Origin of the sequence: Paraburkholderia sp. CNPSo 3272, from assembly GCF_024206495.1 — a bacterium.
Lineage (GTDB): Bacteria > Pseudomonadota > Gammaproteobacteria > Burkholderiales > Burkholderiaceae > Paraburkholderia.
Genome location: NZ_JAMBPQ010000027.1, coordinates 1 through 22,045, shown reverse-complemented (window position 1 = coordinate 22,045; position 22,045 = coordinate 1). Strand labels below are relative to the sequence as shown.

Annotated in this window: 19 protein-coding genes and 3 pseudogenes; 16 read left to right on the top strand and 6 right to left on the bottom strand. The window is 62.6% G+C overall.

Features of this window, described 5'->3' with window-relative positions:
* Positions 1-54: 54 nt before the first annotated feature.
* The 4 genes from M3I53_RS26530 to M3I53_RS26515 are packed head-to-tail and all read left to right on the top strand — an operon-like array spanning position 55 to position 4,298.
* Positions 55-1,593 carry a sugar ABC transporter ATP-binding protein gene (locus tag M3I53_RS26530; RefSeq protein WP_309249548.1) on the top strand — a complete coding sequence of 513 codons (1,539 nt, stop codon included), beginning with the start codon at positions 55-57 and terminating at the stop codon, positions 1,591-1,593.
* A complete protein-coding gene (locus M3I53_RS26525; protein ID WP_254318813.1) occupies positions 1,590-2,594 on the top strand; it encodes an ABC transporter permease in 1,005 nt (334 codons plus the stop codon). The genes M3I53_RS26530 and M3I53_RS26525 overlap by 4 nt, the downstream gene beginning before the upstream one ends.
* 58 nt (positions 2,595-2,652) lie before the next feature.
* Positions 2,653-3,681, top strand: coding sequence for a dihydroxyacetone kinase subunit DhaK (locus tag M3I53_RS26520; protein WP_254318812.1), 1,029 nt, complete (start codon positions 2,653-2,655; stop codon positions 3,679-3,681).
* A complete protein-coding gene (locus tag M3I53_RS26515; RefSeq protein WP_254318811.1) occupies positions 3,678-4,298 on the top strand; it encodes a DAK2 domain-containing protein in 621 nt (206 codons plus the stop codon). Before M3I53_RS26520 ends, M3I53_RS26515 begins: the two co-directional genes overlap by 4 nt.
* Before the next feature lie 10 nt (positions 4,299-4,308).
* On the opposite strand, the gene chrA is transcribed toward M3I53_RS26515, so the two are convergent.
* Positions 4,309-5,544: a chromate efflux transporter gene (chrA, locus tag M3I53_RS26510; RefSeq protein ID WP_375542588.1), complete on the bottom strand. Its 1,236-nt coding sequence runs from the start codon at positions 5,542-5,544 to the stop codon at positions 4,309-4,311.
* Positions 5,545-5,799: 255 nt separating this feature from the next.
* On the opposite strand from chrA, the gene bfr reads away from it, so the two are divergent.
* Positions 5,800-6,276 (top strand): bacterioferritin, encoded by a 477-nt coding sequence (bfr, locus tag M3I53_RS26505; RefSeq protein WP_254318810.1) that lies wholly within the window; start codon positions 5,800-5,802, stop codon positions 6,274-6,276.
* 99 nt (positions 6,277-6,375) lie between these two features.
* Here bfr and M3I53_RS26500 read toward each other — a convergent pair whose 3' ends face one another.
* Together M3I53_RS26500 and M3I53_RS26495 are read right to left on the bottom strand one after the other, a co-directional pair.
* On the bottom strand, positions 6,376-6,729 hold the full coding sequence (locus tag M3I53_RS26500) for a Type 1 glutamine amidotransferase-like domain-containing protein (RefSeq protein ID WP_254318809.1): 354 nt from the start codon (positions 6,727-6,729) through the stop codon (positions 6,376-6,378).
* A 224-nt stretch (positions 6,730-6,953) separates the two neighbouring features.
* Positions 6,954-8,660: a site-specific integrase gene (locus M3I53_RS26495; RefSeq protein WP_254318807.1), complete on the bottom strand. Its 1,707-nt coding sequence runs from the start codon at positions 8,658-8,660 to the stop codon at positions 6,954-6,956.
* Between the two features lie 335 nt (positions 8,661-8,995).
* On the opposite strand from M3I53_RS26495, the gene M3I53_RS26490 reads away from it, so the two are divergent.
* Both M3I53_RS26490 and M3I53_RS26485 read left to right on the top strand, forming a co-directional pair.
* The gene (locus M3I53_RS26490) at positions 8,996-9,742 is read left to right on the top strand and encodes a carbonic anhydrase family protein (RefSeq protein WP_254318805.1); all 747 of its coding nucleotides are present in this window, start codon (positions 8,996-8,998) and stop codon (positions 9,740-9,742) included.
* 46 nt (positions 9,743-9,788) lie between these two features.
* Positions 9,789-9,968: a hypothetical protein gene (locus M3I53_RS26485; RefSeq protein WP_254318804.1), complete on the top strand. Its 180-nt coding sequence runs from the start codon at positions 9,789-9,791 to the stop codon at positions 9,966-9,968.
* Positions 9,969-9,977: 9 nt separating this feature from the next.
* Here M3I53_RS26485 and M3I53_RS26480 read toward each other — a convergent pair whose 3' ends face one another.
* Positions 9,978-10,601 carry a phosphatase PAP2 family protein gene (locus M3I53_RS26480; protein WP_254318802.1) on the bottom strand — a complete coding sequence of 208 codons (624 nt, stop codon included), beginning with the start codon at positions 10,599-10,601 and terminating at the stop codon, positions 9,978-9,980.
* 298 nt (positions 10,602-10,899) lie between these two features.
* Here M3I53_RS26480 and bktB point away from each other — a divergent pair, with 298 nt between their 5' ends.
* The 3 genes and pseudogenes from bktB (at position 10,900) to M3I53_RS26465 (ending at position 13,504) form a co-directional block, all read left to right on the top strand.
* The gene (gene bktB / locus M3I53_RS26475) at positions 10,900-12,087 is read left to right on the top strand and encodes a beta-ketothiolase BktB (RefSeq protein WP_254318801.1); all 1,188 of its coding nucleotides are present in this window, start codon (positions 10,900-10,902) and stop codon (positions 12,085-12,087) included.
* 34 nt (positions 12,088-12,121) lie between these two features.
* Positions 12,122-12,973, top strand: a complete 852-nt coding sequence (locus M3I53_RS26470; protein ID WP_254318800.1) for a 3-hydroxybutyryl-CoA dehydrogenase — start codon at positions 12,122-12,124, stop codon at positions 12,971-12,973.
* A 45-nt stretch (positions 12,974-13,018) separates the two neighbouring features.
* Positions 13,019-13,504, top strand: a pseudogene (locus M3I53_RS26465) (transposase).
* A 15-nt stretch (positions 13,505-13,519) separates the two neighbouring features.
* Here the strand turns inward: M3I53_RS26465 and M3I53_RS38700 are convergent.
* Positions 13,520-13,939: pseudogene (locus M3I53_RS38700) on the bottom strand (DDE-type integrase/transposase/recombinase).
* A complete protein-coding gene (locus M3I53_RS38695) occupies positions 13,908-14,216 on the bottom strand; it encodes a hypothetical protein (RefSeq protein ID WP_375542587.1) in 309 nt (102 codons plus the stop codon). Before M3I53_RS38695 ends, M3I53_RS38700 begins: the two are co-directional and overlap by 32 nt.
* Positions 14,217-14,457: 241 nt before the next feature.
* Between M3I53_RS38695 and M3I53_RS26455 the strand changes: the two are divergent.
* From M3I53_RS26455 to M3I53_RS26430, 6 genes and pseudogenes are all read left to right on the top strand, one after another.
* Positions 14,458-14,867: pseudogene (locus M3I53_RS26455) on the top strand (IS5/IS1182 family transposase); the annotation flags it as partial.
* A gap of 469 nt (positions 14,868-15,336) precedes the next feature.
* Positions 15,337-16,770 carry a DUF1254 domain-containing protein gene (locus M3I53_RS26450; RefSeq protein WP_254318798.1) on the top strand — a complete coding sequence of 478 codons (1,434 nt, stop codon included), beginning with the start codon at positions 15,337-15,339 and terminating at the stop codon, positions 16,768-16,770.
* Positions 16,771-16,876: 106 nt separating this feature from the next.
* On the top strand, positions 16,877-18,385 hold the full coding sequence (locus M3I53_RS26445; RefSeq protein WP_254318797.1) for a DUF1254 domain-containing protein: 1,509 nt from the start codon (positions 16,877-16,879) through the stop codon (positions 18,383-18,385).
* 56 nt (positions 18,386-18,441) lie between these two features.
* Positions 18,442-19,386, top strand: coding sequence for a transporter (locus M3I53_RS26440; protein ID WP_254318796.1), 945 nt, complete (start codon positions 18,442-18,444; stop codon positions 19,384-19,386).
* 241 nt (positions 19,387-19,627) lie between these two features.
* Positions 19,628-20,545 (top strand): LysR family transcriptional regulator, encoded by a 918-nt coding sequence (locus M3I53_RS26435; RefSeq protein ID WP_254318795.1) that lies wholly within the window; start codon positions 19,628-19,630, stop codon positions 20,543-20,545.
* Positions 20,546-20,681: 136 nt separating this feature from the next.
* Entirely contained in the window at positions 20,682-21,866 is a 1,185-nt protein-coding gene (locus M3I53_RS26430) for an MFS transporter (protein WP_254318793.1), read from the top strand.
* Positions 21,867-22,045: the final 179 nt, after the last annotated feature.

Here is a 22,045-nt window from a genome sequence, read left to right as displayed (position 1 = left end):
GCCGCGTGCGCCGGCGCCCGGGAAGAACGGATGAAACGCGAATCGGGTTCGGCAATGGACGTATCGCAGCAGGCGAACACCAGCGCGGGCGGCAGCACAGGCGCGCCGCCGCTGTTGCGCATGAACGGCATCGTGAAGAGCTTTCCCGGCGTGAAGGCGCTGCGAGGCGTGAGCCTCGAGCTGCATGCGGGGCACGTGATGGCGATCGTCGGCGAGAATGGCGCGGGCAAGTCGTCGCTCATCAAGACGCTCTCCGGGGCTTACGAGCCGGACGAAGGCACGATCGAGATCGACGGTGTACGACTCGCGCGCGGCACCCAGGCCGCGATCGACGCGGGCGTGGCTGTGATCTATCAGGAGCTTTCGCTCGTCAACGACATGACGGTGGCCGAAAACCTCTTTCTTGGCCGCATGCCGCGGCGCTATGGCCTCGTCGATCATCGCAGCGCCAACGCCATGGCGCGCGAGGCGCTGGCCCAGGTCGGGCTGGAAGGCGTGCCGCCCGCCATGCGCCTGGGCGATCTGCCGCTCAACAAACGCCAGCTCGTGGAGGTCGCCAAGGCGCTCGCGCGCGACGCCCGCATACTCGTGATGGACGAGCCCACGGCCGCGCTCCAGCATCACGACATCGAGCATCTCTACGCCGTCGTGCGGCGACTGCGTGCGGCGGGCATGGGCATCATCTTCATCTCGCACCATCTCGAAGAGGTCTTCGAACTCGCCGATTCGGCCGTGGTGATGCGCGACGGCGCGACGGTCGGCGCGCGGCCCATGCCGGAGTGGAACGAACCGGCGCTCGTTCAGGCAATGGTCGCGCGCAATCTCGACTCGTTCTATCCGTGGGAGGCTCGGCCATATGGCGACGTCGTGCTGGAAGCGCACAACGTGGCGAGCGAGCCCGTGCTGCGCGACGCGAGTTTCAGCATTCGCGCGGGCGAGATCGTGGGCATCGGCGGCATTGCGGGCGCGGGGCGCACCGAGCTTTTGAAGACGCTTTGCGGCGCGCTCCCGCTTACCCGTGGCGAACTGCGGCTACGCGGGCGCAGGCTCGCGCTGCGCTCGCCCGCGCAAGGCATGCGCGAGGGCATTGTTTACACCGCCGAGGACCGCAAGCTCGAAGGACTCGTGCTCGATGCGAGCATCGAAGAGAACGTCGCGCTTTCGAGCTTGCGGGCACTGGTGCGCGGCGGCTTCGTGAGCGCGGCGAGAAAGCGCCGCCTCGCACGCGAGGCGGTCGAACGCTTCGCGGTGCGCGCGCCTTCGGTCACGTCGCTGACCGGCAATCTTTCGGGCGGTAATCAGCAGAAGGTGATTCTCGGGCGCGCGAGCGCGACGTCGCCCGCCGTGATCCTGCTCGACGAGCCTACGCGCGGCATCGACGTCGGCGCGAAGACCGAGATCTATGCGCATATCGTCGCCATGGCGCGCGCGGGCGCGGCCGTCGTGCTCGTCAGCTCCGAACTGCCCGAGCTGCTCGGCATGTCCGACCGCGTGCTAGTGATGTATCGCGGCAGCATCGTCGGCGAAGTCGCGCGCGAGCACGCCAGCTCGGAGACGATCATTCAATGGGCTACCACCGGAGTTGCAGCATGACGTCCACCACGGTTCGACCGCGCGAAGAAACACAAACCCTGCAACAGCGCGTGCTGCGCCAGCTGCGCAGCGGCCTTGGGCCGCTGATTGCGGCGCTCGCGCTGATCTGTATCGCGCTTTCGCTCGCGTCGCCCGAATTTCTCACCACGAGCACGCTCACCAACATCATGGTGCAGGTGTCCGTGGTCGGGATCGCGGCAGTGGGCAGCACGTTCGTGATCATCACCTCGGGCATCGATCTTTCCGTGGGCTCGCTCGTCGCGCTGAGCGGCATGGTGGCCGCGACCGTCATGGCGGGCGCGAGCCCGGACGCGGTCGGGCTCGGCGTGGCGGGGCTCGCCATTGCGCTCGTCACCGGCGCGGCGGTGGGCGCGCTCAACGGCTTCGGTATTGCGTGGCTGCGGCTCGTCCCGTTCATCGTCACGTTGGCGATGATGGCGATGGGGCGCGGCCTCACGCTCGCCATTTCGGACGGACGCACGAAATTCGACTTTCCCACCGTGTTTACCGCGTTCGGCGCGAAGACGTTTGCGGGCCTGCCAGCGCCAATGCTCGTGATGCTGGCCGTGTTCGCCATTGGCCACGTGTTGCTGCGCAAGACCGAATTCGGGCACCAGGTGTTCGCCGTGGGCGGCAACAAGGAAGCGGCGCGGCTCGCGGGCATTCCGGTGAGCCGCGTGATCTTTCTCACCTACATGTTCGCGGGCGTGACCGCTGCCATCGCGGGCATTGTCCTCGCGGGGCGGCTCAATTCGGCGTTGCCATCCGCGGCTAACGGGCTGGAGCTGCAGGTGATTGCAGGCGTCGTGATCGGCGGCACCTCGCTCGCGGGCGGACGCGGCTCGATCGTCGGCACATTCATTGGGGTGGTGCTGATCGGCGTGATTAATGTCGGGCTCTCGCTGCTCGGCGTCAATCCGTTCTGGACGCAGTTCATCCAGGGCGGCGTGATTCTCGCGGCCGTTTTGCTCGACGCGCTGAGCCAACGGCGCAAGCTTTGAACGGAGAAGTCAACGTGAGCGGTGGTGCGAAGGCCACCCATTACTGGAGACGCGACACGTGAAAAAGATCATTAATCATCCTGATCATTTCGTCGACGAGATGATCGACGCATTGCTGCTCGCCCATCCGGGCTGGCTCAAGCCGGTCACGGCCGACCGCCGCGCGCTCGTGCGCGCCGACGCGCCGAACGCGGGCAAGGTGGGCATCGTGACAGGCGGCGGTTCCGGACACCTGCCGGGCTTTCTCGGCTATGTGGGAAAAGGGCTCGCGAGCGGCGTGGCGGTGGGCAACGTGTTTTCGTCGCCATCGTCCGAGCAGATCTACGAGGCCACCAAGGCGGTGCACGGCGGCGCGGGCGTGCTCTACCTGTACGGCAATTACGGCGGCGACGTCTTCAACTTCGATCTCGCCGCGGACCTGGCCGACGCCGACGGCATCGAGACCCGCACCGTACTCGTTGCCGACGATGTCGCTTCCGCGCCGCCCGAGCGGGCCTCGGATCGACGCGGCGTGGCGGGGATGGTATTCGGCTTCAAGTGCGCGGGCGCGGCGGCCGAACGCGGCGACACGCTCGACGACGTCGCGCGTATTGCCGCGAAGGCGAACGGCGCGACGCGCACGATGGGCGTGGGCCTTTCGCCGACGATCCTGCCGGCGGCAGGCAAGCCCACCTTCACGCTGCCCGATGGCGAGATGGAAATCGGCATCGGGATTCATGGCGAGCCGGGCACGCACCGCGGCAAACTGGAGAGCGCGGATGCCATCGCCGAACGGCTTGCGGGCGCGATAATCGGCGACTTGCAGGCCAAGGCGGGGGCAAGCGTGGCGCTGCTCGCCAACGGGCTCGGCGCGACGCCGCTCGAAGAACTGTATCTGCTGTACCGGCGCGCCGCGCAGGCCGTTGCCGCCGCCGGGCTGCGCGTGGCGCGCGCCTATGTGGGCGAGTACGTGACGAGCCTCGAAATGGCGGGCGCCTCGGTCTCCGTGATGCAACTCGACGAGGAACTCGACACGCTCCTCGATGCACCGGTGCGCTCGCCGTTCTGGCGCGAAGGATGGCGCGTGGACGAGGGAGGTGCGAGATGAGTCTTTCGGTTAGCGAAGTAAGAGCGCGGCTCATCGGCGCGTTGAATGCGATGCCTGCCAGCGCGGAGGAACTGCGCGAACTCGACGCCGCGCTCGGCGACGGCGACCTGGGCGTGACCGTGAAGGCGGGCTCGCTCGCGGCAGCCGACGCCATCGCGAAGCTGCCGCCCGACGCCGCGCTGGGCGACGTGCTGGTCGCCACAGGCAAGGCGTTTTCCACGGCGAACCCTTCGACGTTCGGCGCGCTCGTGGGGGGCGGGCTGCTCGCCGCGGCGAAGACGGTGACCGGTAGCCACGCTGCGGGCCGGGGCGAAGCGCTCGCGATGGGGCGCGCGGTGGCCGCGCGCATCGCCGAGCGGGGCAAATCGCAGCTCGGCGACAAGACGGTGCTCGACGCACTCGTGCCGAGCCTCGATACGCTCGAAGCGTTCGGATCGGGCGCCGACGAGCGCGCGCTCCTCGACGCGATGATCGACACGGTGGAGCGACAGGTACGCGCCACGGCCGCGCTGCAGTCGAAGAAAGGGCGCGCGGCGTGGGTGCAGGAACGCAGCATCGGTCACGCGGATCCTGGCGCGACGGCGTGGCTCAGGTTTCTTCAAGCCTGGCGAGGGTGAGTTTCGCCACTCAACGAACAAGCATCTCGGCCACGCCGGCCGCCGCCGAAAACACGACGACAACGAGCGGCGGCACCTTCCAGCGCGTGAGCAAAAAGAAACCGATGGCAGCGACCGCAAAGTCGATCCGTGACTGGACGGCGCTCGTCCATACCGGCGAATAGAGCGCCATGGCGAGTAGCCCGACCACGGCTGAATTCACGCCCGCCAGCACGGCCGCCATGGAGGGATGGGCGCGTAGCGCTTGCCAATAAGGCAGCGCGGCGAGCACGAGAAGCAGGCCTGGTAAAAAGATGCCTGCTAGTGCCACGAAGGCACCCAGCGCATGACTGGATGGGCCGCTCATGATCCATCCAAGGAAAGCCGCGAACGTGAAGAGCGGGCCGGGCACCGCTTGGGCGGCTCCATAGCCGGCAAGAAAGTCGTTCGGCGAGACCCAGCCCGTTGCCACGGTCTCGCGCTGCAGCAACGGCAGCACTACGTGACCGCCGCCGAATACGAGGGCGCCCGAGCGGTAGAAGGCGTCGAACACGCCGACGGTATGCGTCGTGTCGAACGCGGCAAGCGCTGGAAGCCCGAAAAGCAGAGCGCAAAAGAGGACGAGCGCGACCAGACCGGCGGTACGCGACACGCGAAACTCCTGCGTGTGCTGACGCGTGCCGGCGATGGTTTCCGAAGTCGTGGATCGGCACAGCAGGATACCGAGCGCCGCGCCGAGCACGATGACGATCAACTGTGCATACGCCGTCGTCATGACAGCGAGAAGCACGACCGCAACGAGTGCAATGCCGGCGCGGCGGTGGTCGGGGCACAGGCGGCGCGCCATGTCCCATACAGCTTGCGCGACGACGGCAACGGCGACGAGTTTCAGTCCGTGAATTAGCCCGTTCCCCACGGGGCCGCCGAGTTCAGGCGCGACGATGGCAAAGGCGATCAGAAGTACGACGGATGGCAACGTGAAGCCGCACCAGGCTGCCAGCCCGCCTCGCCAGCCGGCGCGCAGCAGACCGATCGAAAAACCGGTCTGGCTACTGGCGGGCCCCGGGAGAAACTGGCAGAGGCCGAGCAGATCCGTGAAGGTTGCGTCGTCGAGCCAGCGTCGCCGCTCGACGAATTCGCGACGGAAGTAGCCGATATGGGCGATGGGACCGCCAAAGGACGTCAGGCCCAGCTTCAGAAAGACTCGCAGGACTTCGAACGCGGAGCCCGCACGCTCCGGCACAGACATCGACATATCGGTTTTCATTGGAACTCGGTCGTAACGAATACAAACATAGATCGATTCTGCGGCGATCATACCCGATACGCCGGCACGATCGGAGGCCGGGAAGCTTTCGCTGGCCGCGTCTTGTTCACAAACAACACACGCGCGACAGACGGTTTAAAGCGTCATTCATCTGCGTAAATCGAGCCGATAACACGCTGAATTCCTTCGTGCGCTACGTGCGTCAACTGTCTATGCTCGTTGTAATCGTCCCGACACAGCGCCCCGGAGGGAGTCATGCAAGCCGATCCGAAAGTTATCGAATATCTCAATGCGGAGCTGAAGAACGAGCTGACGGCGATTAATCAGTACTTTTTGCACGCACGACTTTACGGACACTGGGGTCTCGCAGGACTCGGCAAACATGAATACGACGAGTCGATCGAGGAGATGAAGCATGCCGACAAACTGATCGAACGGATTCTCATGCTCGACGGCCTGCCCAATCTGCAGGACCTTAGCAAACTTCTGATCGGCGAGGACGTTCGCGAAGTGCTCGAGTGCGACCTCAAGCTCGAACGCACGGCGCAGGCGCAGTGCAAGGAAGCCATTGCGTACTGCGAATCCGTGCGGGACTTCGTGTCGAGGGAGATTTTCGTGGAGATCCTGGACGACACCGAGGATCACATCGACTGGCTGGAAATCCAGCTCGGATTGATCGACAAGATCGGCCTCGAAAACTATCAGCAGTCGGCGATGGGCTCGAGCAGCTGATAGGCAAACTCGCGTGCAACACGCTGACTATTGTTTGCCAAACGCGTCCGCGATCACCCGGCGCGTTTGACCTCGTCGCTGTGCAGATAGATCGCCTCATTACGCGCCTACGATCTCGCTGCGCATGCTGTCTATTACAAAAGCCTCGCCATCTCTCAAAGTTCTATATGGCATTTGGTGGCGCTCGTAGAACGCGACCTCCTCACCGACCGCGACCGACGCGGGATGGTCTGATTGAAAGTGCACGACCAGGGAAAATGGCAAGATTCCAAGCCCGTCCCAGACCACGGCTGCGTCATAGCCCGGGGGGACTTCTGCCGGGTCGCTGACACGATCAAGTGCGCGCAGTGTGCTCGAGGCAACGACCGCTGCTGCACTGAATCCCGAGTAGACGATCCTGTCACGTTCCAGCGAATCCGCTATCGCGACATCGAATCCGCTTTGCTTGCGCACAGGGAGGTCTCCACGTAAGCTGGGTAACTCTGTGAATACAAAATGCTTTGGGATGGTCGACGAAATTGAGCACTTCGTCGAATCTCCGAAGTGGCCGGCTACTCCCGATACGCAACGCTTCGACGAAGAAGCTGAAGGGGATCGGCTCTCACCGCAGCGCGGTGCTTACCAGCGACGCCGCCCTTCGCCGTTACGACCGCGTGAGCCATCTGGTGAACGTGGATTCACTTCGCTTTGCCAAATGCGTCCGCGATCTGCCGCGCGCGCTTGACTTCGTCGCTATGCAGATAGATCGACGTGGTCGAAACGGAAGCGTGCCGCAGGTTGTCGCGCACCGTGGTGAGTTCCGCGCCGCGCCCGAGCGCGTGCGTGGCGTGCGTGTGGCGCATCCAGTGCGGACTCGCGCGGCGCAGCTTTCCCGCAAGCGGCGCATGATCGGCCTCGATGGCGTCGGCGGCGAGCAGGAAGAAGCGCCGGAGCACCCCCCACAAACGCACGCTGCTGATCGCGGCGTCGCTGTCGGCCTCGAGACTGCCGATGACCGGAGTCGCCGGATTCCAGCGCACGGGCACGACAGGCAAGTCGCGTTCGGCCAGATAGTGCGCGAGCGCCTCCCACGCGAGCGGCGGCAAGGCGACGCGCGCAAGCTTCTTTCCCTTGCCCGTCACGCGCAGCCAGTGATCGCCGCGTGCATCCGTCTCGACGTGGCCGAGCGTGGCTCCAACCAGTTCGCTCGCGCGCAGACCGGTCGCATAGCCGAAATCCAGCAGGAAGCGCAGCCGCTGTGCCGCCGGCGCTGACCAGCCGTACGACCACTCGAGGCCGTCTGCGATCGTGCGCACCAGCGCCCATTCCCCTTCGCTGAATGCGTGCGAGGTGTCTAGCGCCTGCGCAGCGCTCGCGCCGCGCACTTTAACACCGGAAAACGGATTGGCGAGCACGTAGCGCTGCTCGATGAGCCAGCGGAACAGCGCGCCGAGGATCGAAAGCGCATGCGCCACCGAGCGTGCCGAGAGGCTGCCGTTGAACGGCCGCCAGTCCGGCGACGTGCGTGCCCGCACGGGGCCGACCCAGCGTCCGCGCGGAGACGGATGGCGCAGGAACGCGCGGTAGGCGATGGCGTCTTCGGTCGAGAGCGATGAGAGCGCGCGGCCGCGCTCGACGATCGCCCAAAGGATCAGGCGTTCGGCTTCCTTCCGGTAAGTACGCTGCGTGGCGGGCGACTCGTGCAGCGCGAGCCAGGTCTTGATAGCTTCATAGTCGTTCGACGCGTCCAGCGTGCAGGTCGCGCGCGGTGCGCGAAAGGTGCCTTCTGAGCCGTCGACTTCGTGCGGCAGCTTGAGGGACTCCCACGGTGCGATGTCGCTGCGCTGGCTCGCCAGGATGAGAGCGCGCGCCTTTTCCGTGAGTGCAGGCCAGGCCGCAAAGAACGCCTCGATCGCGCGGGCGCTTGCCACACCGAGTCCCGGCACCGCCTTCCACCACTGGCGGCGGCGCGGGATACGCACGGTGAGGTCGGCGAGCGTGGTGATGCCGTGCGCGTACAGCACCCGCACGGCGCGCGGCGTGAACCACTGTGCGATGTCGTCGGCGATCTGGGGCTCGGGCGGGCGCGCGTTGCGCAGGCTGTCGATTGCCTGCGCGACAGCCTTGGCGTGCCGCTCGCGTTCCTCCACCGGATGTTCGAACAGCGCCACCAGATCGTCGCGATGCGCCGCGCGCGCCAGGGCGACGAGCCTGCGCCGGATGCGCCCCAGCACGCCCCGCGCCGACTTTCCGTCGCCGAGCGCCGCGGGGAGATAACGCTCGACGGCGGGCCGCACGGCGAGGCCCGCATACCAGGCGCGGAGCATGGCGAGTTCGTCGGCGTCCGGGAATCCGGGTGGCTCGGCGCAAGCGGGTGCGGGAAGGGGCGTGTGACGCGTTTTCATGTAGTGAAGTTTAGCGCAGAAATAGGCGTCTAGTGATAAGAAAGATTATCTTCATAGCTGCAAGTTGGTATGGATTCTCGGCAAAAAAAGCGAGATGCTTCCGCAAGTGGTGGCACAGGCACGCTGGTGTCGCGTAGCCGCCTCCGAAGTCGAATGCCAGCAGACGGTTCAATCCTCATGACGGCGGCTCAGCCAGCTATCACGATTTCTCGCGCAGCCTATACTCCGTCTGACCATCTTCCCATTTCCTTCACGCTGATCTGAGGTCGTTAGCGAACGTCGATGAAGATCTTTCTCCGAGTCAAGGTTCGACCTCCGTCAGATAGGAGATTCCAATGTCTGCAAACACGGCGATTGAAGTTCCCGACGACCCGGCGGATGGCGGAAGGCGCAGGTGGATCAAGGCTGGCATAAGCGTGGCGACGCTCGTTGCCGGCGCGCAGTTCACGACGGGCGATATCCAGGCGGCGGCGTTGTCCGAATCACAGCGCAATGCGCTGACACCCGATCAGATTATCGAAATGATGAAAGCCGGCAACGAACGGTTTCGTACCGGCAAAATGAAAAAGCAGGACTTTCTCGCGCAGAAGAGAGCGAGCGCCAGCGGCCAGTACCCCGCAGCAATCGTCCTCAGTTGTATCGACTCGCGCGCGCCGGCCGAAATCATTCTGGATATGGGAATCGGCGACACCTTCAATGCAAGAGTCGCGGGAAACGTCGCCAACCAGGACATACTCGGCAGTATGGAGTTCGCATGTGCCGTTGCGGGTGCGAAAGTGATTCTGGTGATGGGCCATACCGCCTGCGGAGCGATAAAAGGCGCAATCGACAACGTTCAGTTGGGAAATTTGACGGGTTTGCTTCAGCAGATCCAGCCGGCGATCACCGCGACGAAATATTCAGGAGAGCGATCCAGTAAAAATGTTGAATTCGTCGATGCTGTCGCGCGATCGAACGTTCAGGGTGCGATAGCCGCTATCCGCAGCGGAAGTCCGATTCTGTCCGATCTGGAAAATAAGGGGAACGTGAAAATAGCGGGCTCGATGTATGACATTCGAAACGGCAAGCTAACGTTCCTGTGAGAATTCGAAGTCAGTTCACAAGCGACGCGCGGCTATTGTGAGGTGCGTGCCGGATCTCGCGGTCTGGCACACCTATGTGCCGCGCGAAATGACTGTCAAGGAAATGGATGCGGGGGACTGGAACGCCTACATGAATGCGGAAGCGCGCATTTTCCAGGCGGTTCGCGTCAACGTCGTCGAGAAGCCTCGAAATCCTGGCGTGGCAGCCGCATGGAGAAGCGCTTGACGATGCGGCTCAATACGGCCGCAACCATCGCAGACTAATAAGCACAGCGAGAAGCTTCCTGTACAGCGCGATCAGCGCGCTGGTCATCGCCATGCCCGCAATGCGCCAGAACGGGCTGCCAGCCATGCAGGCCAGCAACGCGACGATCGCCGCGCCGATCATGTCGAATGGCCAGTGCACCCCGACAAATATGCGAGCCCAGCCAACGGCGATATCGACGATCAAGGCAAGCAAGCCGATTCCACGCTTCCCGCCGTACCGGAAGGTGAACGAAACTGCGGAAAGCAACGTCACATGGTCGCCAGGAAACGAAGAATCGGGAGCACGGGCGAGAAACGTATGGCCCGTTGCGCTAACGAAAGGGCGGGGGTGATACCACGCCAGACCGATCAGCTGGTTGATGCCAAGGGCCAGCAAGCCGGCAAAGCAGGCGCGCACGGCCAACGCGCGGCGCTCGTCCGAGCCTGTCAGCCACAGCGCCACCAGCATGGCCGGGACCGACAAGATCGCATAGTTTGCGATCAGCGTGCCCGCAGCAATGACCCAATGCGGCGTTGCGGGTGTGGCATTGAGTGCGAGAAAAATGGTTCGTTCAATGTTTCGACTGCATCCATAGGGCCCTTTGGTTTTCATGCCCGTTCTTGCGTCACCGCTGGAAAGCGGTTTCGGTTTGTCAGACGCGATTTTATGCACGGGCGCCTTAACGAAACCTTAACTGGGGCGATCGGAACCCCCGGTCTGGCCGGCGTGGAGGGCATGACATGGCCAGTTTTGTCAGTATGTCGGCCGGTTTGATCAGTCTGTCCGGAACTGGTTGGCGCTACGATTGCCACGGTGCGCCCTGGGGACTCCCTGAACAGGGCGGGACCAGGCGTTGAAACAGGCTGCGTCGGCGCTTCACAGGCGGCAGACAGATAACTGAGGAATCCATATGAGCAGGGAAGTCGTGGTGGTAGGCGGTGTGCGGACCGCGATCGGCAAATTCGGCGGCAGCCTGAAAGACGTGCCGCCAACCGAACTCGGTTCAATCGTCGTGCGCGAACTGCTGGCGCGCAGCCACGTCGAGGCAAAGGACGTGGGGCATGTGGTATTCGGCAACGTTATCGCCACTGAGCCGCGGGATTTTTACCTGTCTCGCGTCGCCGCGATCAACGCCGGCATTCCCGAATCGACGCCTGCGTTCAACGTCAACCGGCTGTGCGGTTCGGGCCTGCAGGCGATCGTTTCCGCCGCGCAGACCATTCTGCTCGGCGATGCTGACGTGGCGATCGGCGCTGGCGCCGAGAACATGAGCCGCGCGCCGTACATTACGGCCGAGGCGCGCTTCGGCGCGCGTATGGGCGACGCACGCCTCATCGACATGATGCTGGGCGCGCTCAATGATCCTTTCCACGCCGTGCCGATGGGCGTGACGGCCGAAAATGTTGCGGGCCGTTACGGCATCACGCGCGAGCGTCAGGACAATCTCGCGCTCGAGTCGCATCGCCGCGCAGCGCGAGCGATCGCTGAAGGCCGGTTCACCAGCCAGATCGTGCCGGTCAAACGCACCGTGAAAGGGCGCGAGACTGTATTCGACACCGACGAACATTTGCGCCACGATGCAACGATCGACGACTTCGCGAAGCTCAAGCCCGTATTCGCGAAAGAAAACGGTACGGTCACGGCGGGCAACGCTTCCGGCATCAACGACGCAGGCGCGGCCGTCCTGCTGATGTCGCGCGCAGCGGCCGAGGCGCGCGGCCTCGCGCCGATGGCGAAACTCGTCGCATATGCACACGCGGGCGTCGATCCGCTTTACATGGGCATCGGACCGGTGCCCGCTACGCGTCTTGCGTTGCAGCGCGCGGGGCTGTCCGTCGCGGACCTCGATGTGATCGAATCGAACGAGGCCTTTGCCGCCCAGGCATGCGCGGTCACGCAGGAGCTGGGTCTGGATCCTGAAAAGGTGAACCCCAATGGCTCGGGTATTTCGCTCGGCCATCCCATTGGCGCTACCGGCGCACTGATCGCCGTGAAGGCGCTGCACGAACTCAAGCGCATTGGTGGCCGCTACGCGCTCGTCACGATGTGCATTGGCGGCGGGCAGGGGATCGCCGCCATTTTCGAAAACGTGCAGTGAGTTGAGTGCGCCTTCGGGCGCGCCAAATAAAGCCATGCAAATCGAAACATTGGGAATCGTGGGCGCCGGGACGATGGGTTCCGGCATCGCGCAGGTCGCCGCGCTCGCTGGCGTGCGCGTGATTGTGGTCGACGTCAGCGAAGCCGCGCTCGACAAAGGTCTTACCGCGCTTAAGGGAAGCCTCGATCGGCTCATCGCGAAAGACAAGCTGGACGCGGCGGCGAGCGAGGCCGCGCTTGCCCGCATCGAGACGTGCACCGATTATCAGCGCCTCGGTGCTGCTGGGCTGATCATCGAAGCAGCCACCGAAAACCTCGAACTGAAGCTGCGCATTTTGAAGCAGGTTGAAGCAGTCGCGCGTCCCGACGCCATTCTGGCTTCCAATACGTCTTCAATCTCGATCACCACGCTTGGCGCCGCGCTTGCCGACCCGTCGCGCCTCGTCGGCATGCACTTCTTCAATCCGGTGCCGTTGATGCCGCTCGTCGAAATCATCCGGGGCCTCGAAACCGGTAGCGCCGCAGCGGAGGCAGTCCACGAGTTGACGGTGCGGCTCGGCAAGTCGCCGATCAGCGTGCGCAACTCGCCGGGCTTCGTGGTCAACCGCATTCTCGTGCCGATGATCAACGAGGCTTTCTTCCTGCTCGCGGAAGGCGTCGCGCCAGCCGAGGATATCGATACCGGCATGCGTCTCGGAGCGAATCAGCCGATCGGGCCGCTGGCGCTTGCCGATCTCGTTGGACTCGATGTGGTGCTTTCGGTCATGGACGTTTTTTACCATGACTTCGGCGATTCGAAGTACCGCGCGTGCCCGCTGCTTCGTGAACTGGTGGCCGCAGGACGTCTGGGTCGGAAGACTGCGCGCGGGGTCTATCGTTACGGCTAGAAGGTGTTATGAACTTTCGGCCGGACCTGGTACCCTGGCGGGATGATAAAACGCAGACCTTATCCAACGGATGTATCGGATGAAGAGTGGTACTTCGCCGCTCCGTACCTGACATTGATGAACCAGGATGCACCAGCGTCGCTACGAATTGCGTGAGATGTTCAACGCCTTGCGCTGGATTGTCCGCGCGGGTGCGCCATGGCGTCTGCTGCCCAATGAATTTCCGCCGTGGGAGGCGGTCTACCAGCAGACACAGCTCTGGATTCAGGCTGGCTGTTTTGAAGCCATGGTCAATGACCTGCGTTCGATTATCCGCGTGGCGCAGGATCGCCTGGGGCAGCCCAGGCAGTCATCCTCGATGGCCGAACGCTGCAGTCGACGTGCGAGAGCAGTCCACGCGCAGGCTATGACGGGTACAAGCGTAAGAAAGGCAGCAAGGTGCATATGGCGGTGGATACATTGGGGCAACTGCTTGCGGTGCATGTGACGCGGTTCTGTCGCAATAAGGAAGATGGCCGGCGAGAGCGCTGAAATACAGAGGATTGCTTATGCAGAGAGAGAATAGAATTGCTGCGCGGGAGTGAGTGCCTTACGGCCGTCGTTTATCTGACCTTTGCGAATCATATGCATGGTCTCGATTCCGCCAAGAATAATGCGTGCGCAACGAAAATTCTTGAATCCCATCATTGGGCGCGTTCGACGCTTGATGGCCCGGTGATCGTGTTCGACAATGTTGTTCAGATACTTCTTGGCGGACCTTGATTGGTGTTACCTGCTTAGCGTTGATTGCTTGCAAGGCAGCCAGATTCGATCCGCTCTTATCGATCGTCACGGTCTCGGGTTCGCCATTCTGGTTGATTGCCTTTTCGAATAAGCCCGAGCCGCAGCCTTATCCCGTCGGGCTCGCAGCAGAAAATCGACGGTGTTGCCTGCCTTATCGAGAGCCCGGTAAAGACTGCCACTCACCCCTGATTCGAATGTAGGTCTCGTCCATCCTCCAGCTCTTGCCGACCGCTCGTTTGCACCGTCGAAACGCCTTCTCCAGGACCGGCAAGAGTTTGATCGCCCAACGATGAATCGTCGAGTGATCGACCACAATCCCGCGCTCGTCCATCATCTGTTCGAGATGACGCAGGCTCAGCGGATATGCCACGTACCACCGAACGCAGAGTAACATCACGTCCAGCGGATAATGCAACTGTTTGAGAATTTTTGCTACCGCGGGACTCAGCCCGTGGTTCATCGATCACGCCACGCATTCAGGGCCCGTCAGCATAGCAGATCTCCTTATTGCGACAGATCCAGATAGATTGCCAAGAAGCTATGCGGACGGAGATCGTTCAGCAAGTCGCGAGTCTTCAGTGAAACGCCGCGGACCATCAAAGGTTGGCGACGTACCAGCGCTTCCATTCAGTTCTTCAACAAGAGCGGACATAATGAAATGGCCAGCCCGATCCCACCGACCGTTCTACGATAGCTAGTTCGTTGGCATGCGTTCTATGCCTGGCAATCCGTACGATTGGCACATGCTGGCTGAAGCACTGGAGAAGGCGGCAATCCTGTGCGACGCCACGCCAGAAGTCGCCCATCGTCGACCGCGGCTACAAGGGTGTCGCCATCGACGGCGTGAAGATCTACCACCCGGGTATCACACGCGGACTACGCGCAATGATCAGACGGCGCAGCGCGATCGAGCCAGCTATCGGCCACATGAAGACCGATGGGAAGCTCGACCGGAACTGGCTAAAGGGGGGCGCTCGGCGATGCGATGCACGCCGTGCTGTGCGGCGCAGGTCACAACCTGCGCATGATCCTCAGGAAGCTGCGGCTTCTTTGTGCCTTAATTCTCACTGCCTTGTTCAACTGTTTCATTGCCGCCGATTTGCCCGCGTGACGCCGACGGCACGAGAAACGAATTGTTCAGGGACAACTATTGAGCCAATGACTGATGCAAAAATTATAGATGCTTGATATTCTTTTGATGCGTCAAAGCTAAATTCCGCATGACCGGCAACCTAAAAGTAGTAAAGCATCGAAAATGGGCCATTAGAAAAGGGGGAAATCATCGGTGGACGAAGCCGAGAGGGCAAACAATTGTCACCGAGTTTCTATTGGCCTGCAAAGCTACCAGCAGTGGCTTACGAGCGAAAGCGGGAGCGACATGCGTGATGCATGTCTACGAATTCGGTCGCACCGAATACGGCCGTCCGCGTCCTCCATATCTTGCGGTCTGGGGTTCCTGTGACATGAAGAACCGCCTGGAACAAAGAATAAAGAAATGCCTACGCTGAAAACCGCATGATCTGCAGCGCACCGCAGCGTAATTGCTTTTCCTTCCTACAGGAGCCTTTATGCATCGACGCTTGATTGCTGCACTGCTTCTCGCCTGTGCCAGCACGGCGGCCCACGCGAAAGACAACATGGGATACGACTTCGACCGTGGCTATCCCACGCCGCAAACGTCGGAGCGCACGCGTGCCGACGAAGTGCTGCAAACGGCCGTCGTCACCTATCGCTTCTGGTATCCAACGGTATCGGTGGAAGGCATATTTAACGGCACTCGTACGGCTGGCATTCAGGATGGCAAGGAGTGGGGGATCGCGGCCGCGGGCCCAAGGCAAGTGGGCTTCACACTGAACTCGGATACCCCGTACGGCTCCGCGGTGCTGGACTTGTCACAGGGGCCGATCGAGATCGACTTGCCGCCTGGGCCGTACATTGGTCTTGTCAACGACCACAACCAGGGCTGGGTCAAGGACCTCGGCCTTCCTGGTCCTGACGCGGGCAAAGGCGGCAAGCACCTGATCCTGCCGCCGGGATGGAAGGGCACGGTACCCGACGGTTACTACGTTGCCCGTTCTCGGACGCTGAAGAATCTACTTGCTGTTCGCGCATTGCCGGTCGGCGGAGATATTCCGAAGGCAATGGATGCGCTGCGCGCCGTCAAGATCCGGCGCTGGTCCGAAGGCGGCGCCAGCAGCCCGGCGCTCGAGGCCGTGGACACCACGAAACGCGCGATGGACAGTTCGTCGCTTCGCTGGGAAGACAATATTCAGTTTTGGGAAGTCCTCGACAAGATCATTCAGGAAGAGCCGCAGAATCCTGCCTTCTTGCCCATGTATGGACTGCTCGCCCAACTCGGCATCGAGAAGGGTAAGCCATTCAATCCCGACGACAAGCTGAAGGCCGTGCTTGTAAATGCCGCGGGCAAGGGACGCAGCCAGATGCTGGTATCCGCATTCGACAGCGACCGCCCTGACCGGAAAGCCTGGCCCGACCGGCAGTGGGAGTGGGTGGGGCTCGTGCCGGGCAGTGCCCAGTTCGAAACGCCTGGCGGGATCGACCTCGACGCTCGCGATCGTTGGTTTGCCCAGGCCATTGTTACCTCGCCCGCCATGTTCCGGCGCGACCCAGGGGCGGGCTCGCTCTACTGGCTTGGCGCTCGAGACGCTCAAGGCGCGTATCTCGATGGTGGCAAGAACTACACGCTGGTAATTCCGCAGCCTGTGCCGGACAAGCTCTTCTGGTCCGTAACCGCTTACGACGCCGCTACGCGCTCGCAGGTTCAGACCGACCAGGACAATGCCGCATTGCGCTCGCTGTTCGAGCTGAAGGACGTGGATCAGAGCAAGCCAGTGACACTGTACTTCGGCCCGGCCGCGCCGAAGGGGCACGAGGACCACTGGATCAAGACTGTGCCAGGAAGAGGCTGGTTCGCCTATATCCGGATCTATGGTCCGGAGGCCGCCGCGTTCGACAAGAGCTGGAAGCCCGGCGACTTCGTGCCAGCGAAATGAACAAGCCGGGCAACGGGGTTCTACCTTCGTGACTGATGTCTCTCGTGGCAGCGCGTAGCGCGTCGCCAGGCAGTTTGTCGTAACTGGAGATCCAATGCTTCCTGCAATGACACGTTCGTTTTCCCTGTCCATCATCGCGGCCACGCTTGCGGCATGCACGAGCGCAGCACCGCCGGCAAGCTACACGATGACGACTCCGATCCCTGAGCAGATCATCACGCAAGCCGCGGTCGACACGCGTATCGGCAAGCTCGAGTACTTCGACGGCGTACCAACGTCGAAAACCGCCGAGAAGGTGTACGACAACCTCGTGTTCATGCGTGGCGTCGAAGCGTTCCTGAACGGCATACCAGGCGCGTCGATGGTGGCAATCCGCCAGGCGTTGCGTGACGCGGGCGCGACCGGTAGTACTATCGGCATATTCGCGTCGTTGATGGATTCGAAATCGATCTTTCTGACACCGAACTCGGAGACTGTCTACTTCTGGAACTGGATGGACCTGAAACACGGCCCGATGGTGGTCGAAACACCGCCCAACATCCTCGGCGTGGTCGATGATTTCTGGTTCCGCTACGTCACCGACATGGGCAACGCAGGCCCGGACAAGGGGCAAGGCGGCAAGTATCTGTTCGTGCCGCCGGACTATACGGGCAAGCTGCCGTCGAGCGGCTACTACATCGTGAAGTCGCCGACCTTCGGCAACCTGCTGTTCGGGCGCGCGTTCACGAAGAGCGGCGACCCGAAACCAGGCGTAGCGAGCCTGAAGGCAGGGTTGCGTGTTTATCCGCTCGCGCAGGCCGCGAATCCGCCCGCCACGCGGTTCATCGACCTGTCGGGCAAGACCATGAACACGGTCCATGCGAACAACATCGAGTTCTACGACGAGATCAACCAGATCGTTCAGGAAGAACCGGCCGGTGCCTATGGACCCGACATGACGGGACTGTTTGCGTCGATCGGCATGGTGAAGGGCAAGCCGTTTGCGCCCGACGCACACACGAAGGCCATCCTGACCGATGCCGTTGCAGTGGGCAATGCCACCGCCCGCACGATTGACTTCGCGAACCGCAATCCGGCCGCACTGATTTATCCAGACGGGCACTGGACAACGCCGTTCATCGGCGGCAGTTACGAATGGCTGAACCAGGGCGCGCGCAATTTTGACGCACGCACGATGTTTTTCTACGCCGCAACCATCGACACCCCCGCGATGGCGGTGGCCATGCCCGGCATCGGCTCGCAATACGCGGCGGCGAACGTCGACGCGGCTGGCAAGCCGTTCGACGGCGCGAAGCACTACGTGCTGCGCGTGCCGCCCAATGTGCCCGTGAAGGACTTCTGGTCGGTGGTGATCTACGACACGCAGACGCGCTCGATGCTGCAGACCGACCAGCGGTTTCCGAGCCTGTCGAGCGAAAGGCAGAGCCTGCAAAAGAACGCCGACGGTTCCGTCGATCTGTTTTTTGGTCCGAGTGCGCCGGTGGGCCACGAATCGAACTGGGTGCAGACGATTCCTGGCAAGTCGTGGTTCACGATCTTCCGCCTGTACGGGCCGCTGCAGCCGTGGTTCGACCATAGCTGGCGCTTGCCCGACATTGCGCAGGCAAACACCTAGCCGCGGGAAGCCATTACACGATCACGTTGGATTCGAACAGGGCAACAACGATCAAAGTGCGTAGAACATCGACAAGCCTACTGGCCGCACTGACGTGCTTCGGCGCGCTGGGCGCTTCGTTTCATGCCGGCGCGACTGAAGGCGGTATCGGCCGCCCGATCACCGGCATGCAGATCGCACCCTATGCCGGTATCGTTCCGCCTACCTCGGACTGGATCGTCTCGCTCAACACGATCTACTATGAGGGCTCAGTGAGCGCGAGCAAAACGCTGCCGATCGCGGGGAAGGTGACGGCGGGGCTCGACTTCACGATCTCATACACGCTGATCAACGCGGTGAAAACATGGGGCATCACCGCGGGCGGCTGGAACTTCGCGACGTCGTTCGGCGTGCCCGTGCAATATACGGACGTTTCCTCGTTCCATGGTCTTTTGCCGAACGACCACGGTACGCAGATTGCCGACGTGTTCTTTTCGCCTGTGGTGGCCGGCTACCACCTGACGAAACTCGATCACGTTGCGCTGAGCGTTCAAATCTACGCGCCCACGGGTGCCTACAACCCTGACCGCCTCGCCAACGCCGGCCAGAACACCTGGACGTTCACGCCGACCATCGCATACACGCACCTCTTCCCGGCGGCAAACATCGAGTTCTCGCTCAACTACGGACTGGAGTTCTATACGCGGAACGGTGCCACGCAATATCACAACGCACCGGTCAGCGTGCTGGATGTCCTGGCACTCAAGCGTTTTGCGGGCGGCTGGGGTGTCGGCATCATCGGCGGTTACATCCAGCAGGTGGGCAACGATACGGGCGGAATCGCACAACTGACTGGCGGCGCGCAGGGGCACGCAGTGGGCATCGGGCCGATGGTGACGTGGACTGGCAAGATCGACAAGACGCCGGTTGCCGCGACGCTGCGTTGGGTAAACGAGTTCAACGTGAGCAATCGCCCGAAGGGCAATGCTGTCCAATTGACTGTCAACGCGACTTTTCAGTGAGACCGCCGGTGGCGGCGTAGGTAACATGCCGTCCGGTTTTGAGTGCAGATGTGCAGCCGAACGGTCTGGTGCGTAGACGCGAATCGCCGCCCGTTCTCGAAGGAGCAACGGCCGATCGTGGGTATTCCCACACTGTAGAAAGCCGCGAGAGAAGACACGTGCCGTGCGGTGCCCGTCCAGGCTATGCTGTTTCGCGGCGCAGGGCTTGCCTGCGCCGACCGATTAGCCTGCCGTGTCCGCCATGAACCTACGCCAACTCGAACATGTGGTCGCCCTCGCGGAAGAGGGCAGTTTCGCCCGCGCCGCACAGCGCGTGCATCTAAGCCAACCCGCTCTCAGCCGTAGCATCCAGTCCATCGAGGAAGAGCTCGGCATGGCGCTCTTCGACCGCACCACCCGGGACGTGCAGATCACGTCCGCGGGCGAAACCGTGGTGCGCCGGGCGAAGAAGGTGCTGTTCGAGGCGCGCTGTCTGGTGCGCGACGTGGACTTGCTGCGCGACCACAGTATCGGCTCGGTGAGCTTCGGGGCAGGCCCGTATCCGGCGGCCATGCTGCTGCCCGCGGTGCTCGACAGCCTCGCGCAGCAGCATCCGCAGATGCGTATCGACGCGCGCATCGACAACTGGAAAAATTCGCTCGAATCGCTCTACAGCGAGGAACTCGATTTTCTGATCGTGGATATTCGCGGCGCGCCGACCGTCAGCGAGGTCAACGTAATCCCGCTGCCCAGGCATCGCGCGGGCTGGTACGTACGTGAAGGCCACCCGCTCGCGCGCCTGGCCACTGTGGAGACCCACCAGCTGCAGGCATTTCCGGTTATCTCCGTGCCGCTGCCCGACGCAATGCGCGATGGGCTGCGCAAATGGCTGCGCTATGCGCCTGGCAACGAACTGGACTTCCATCTCGTCTGCAACGATGTGAATGTGCTGCAGGAGTACGCGCGTAAGACCGACGCACTGTTGCTGCTCACCACCCATGCGTTCCCGAATCCGTCGCGCATGGCCGACCTCGTGCCGCTCTGGCTGCCCTCGCGCAAGCCGCTCTGGCTCCAGTTCTGCATCATCCATCTGGCCGGACGCACGCTTTCGCCCGCAGCGGAACAGGCCATTCGCGCTGTTCAGGAGGTTGCGGCAGCGCACTACCCGCACGACAATTAATGCACTGATCGCATCGATACAATGCAAACTATGCAGTTGTATTATTTGTCTCTTCGTCGTTCAATCTCCCCAAACGGCAACTTTTGGCGACCGCTTCACGCCGGCGCGCAAAGGAATAGCCGCAAATGGAGACACAATGACATCAGAGACACGTTACAGGCGTCAGCGATGGGTGATCGTCGTCGGCCTGTTTTTCTTCCTCGCCATCAACTTTGCGGATAAGGCCCTGATCGGTCTCGCCGCCGAACCGATCATGCGCGAGCTCGGGCTCACGCACACACAATTCGGACGCATCGCGGCGAGCTTCTTCACGTTCTTCTCGATTTCCGCGCTGCTCGTCGGTCTGCTCGCTAACCGCGTGAAGGCGCGCTGGCTGCTGCTGGCGATGGCGATCACGTGGTCGCTTTCGCAGGTGCCGCTGCTCGTATTCGCAACGCCGCTTACGCTGATTGTCTCGCGTGTGCTTCTGGGTGCGAGCGAGGGACCCGCGTATCCAGTGGCCGTGCATGCGCTCTACAAGTGGTTTCCCGACCACGAGCGCACGGTTCCATCGGCAGTACTTACGATCGGCGCATCCTTCGGCGCCGGCCTCATTGCGCCGGTTATCACTGCCGTGATCGTCCATTTCGGCTGGCACGCTGCGTTCGCCATGCTGGCCGTGGTTGGCGTGGTCTGGAGCATAGCCTGGTTGTGGATCGGCAAGGAGGGGGCACTCGATTCACACGCCGCGCAGGGGGGGCGGCCCGCGAACCCTGCCGATTCCCTGCGCGTGCATTCACCGGTGCCTGAGTTGCCGCAGCGCATTCCGCTCGCCGCGTTGCTGCTCGCGCGAACCTGTATTGGCAGCGATCTCAGCGGCTTCGCCGCCTATGTGATCCTCACAATGTCGACGATCTGGCTACCGAGCTATCTTGTGCTCGTGGCGGGTTATTCGCTCACGCAGGTCGGCTGGATCGTTGTGCTGCCCGCATTCGGCCAGATGGTGGCTTCGCCGCTGCTCAGCTGGTGGTCGCAGCGCCTGATGGCGCGCGGCGTGTCGAGCCGCCATGCGCGCGGCACGCTGGGCGCGGCGGCCGTGGTGGTATCTGGCGTGGCGCTCGCCCTCATGCCGCTGCTCCCGGCCGGGCTACTGCTCGTGTTCGCGGTGACGATCGCGTTCTCGCTCGCTTCGTTCACGTTCGTAACGGGCGTGACTCTCGCCGGCGAGATCGTGCCGCCGGCGCAGCGCGGCGGAGTGCTGGGCATCAACATCTCACGCAGTGTCGAAGATCGGATCATGAACGGGCAGGGCATTCGCCCCTGTTCCATTAACGCCTGCTGATCGATGACCTGGTTTGCGCTGGGCCTGCGAAGGCTGCTTTTGCCCGGCCAGGTCGACGATCACCTGCTCGATGTCGGCCTGTGTAAATTCGCGTTGCTTCTTCCTGCGCGCGTGGCCTTGCTTGCGCTCCGTTCGGGTCGAGTCCCCACGGTGCGTTCGCGAAGGCGCTTTACCAATCC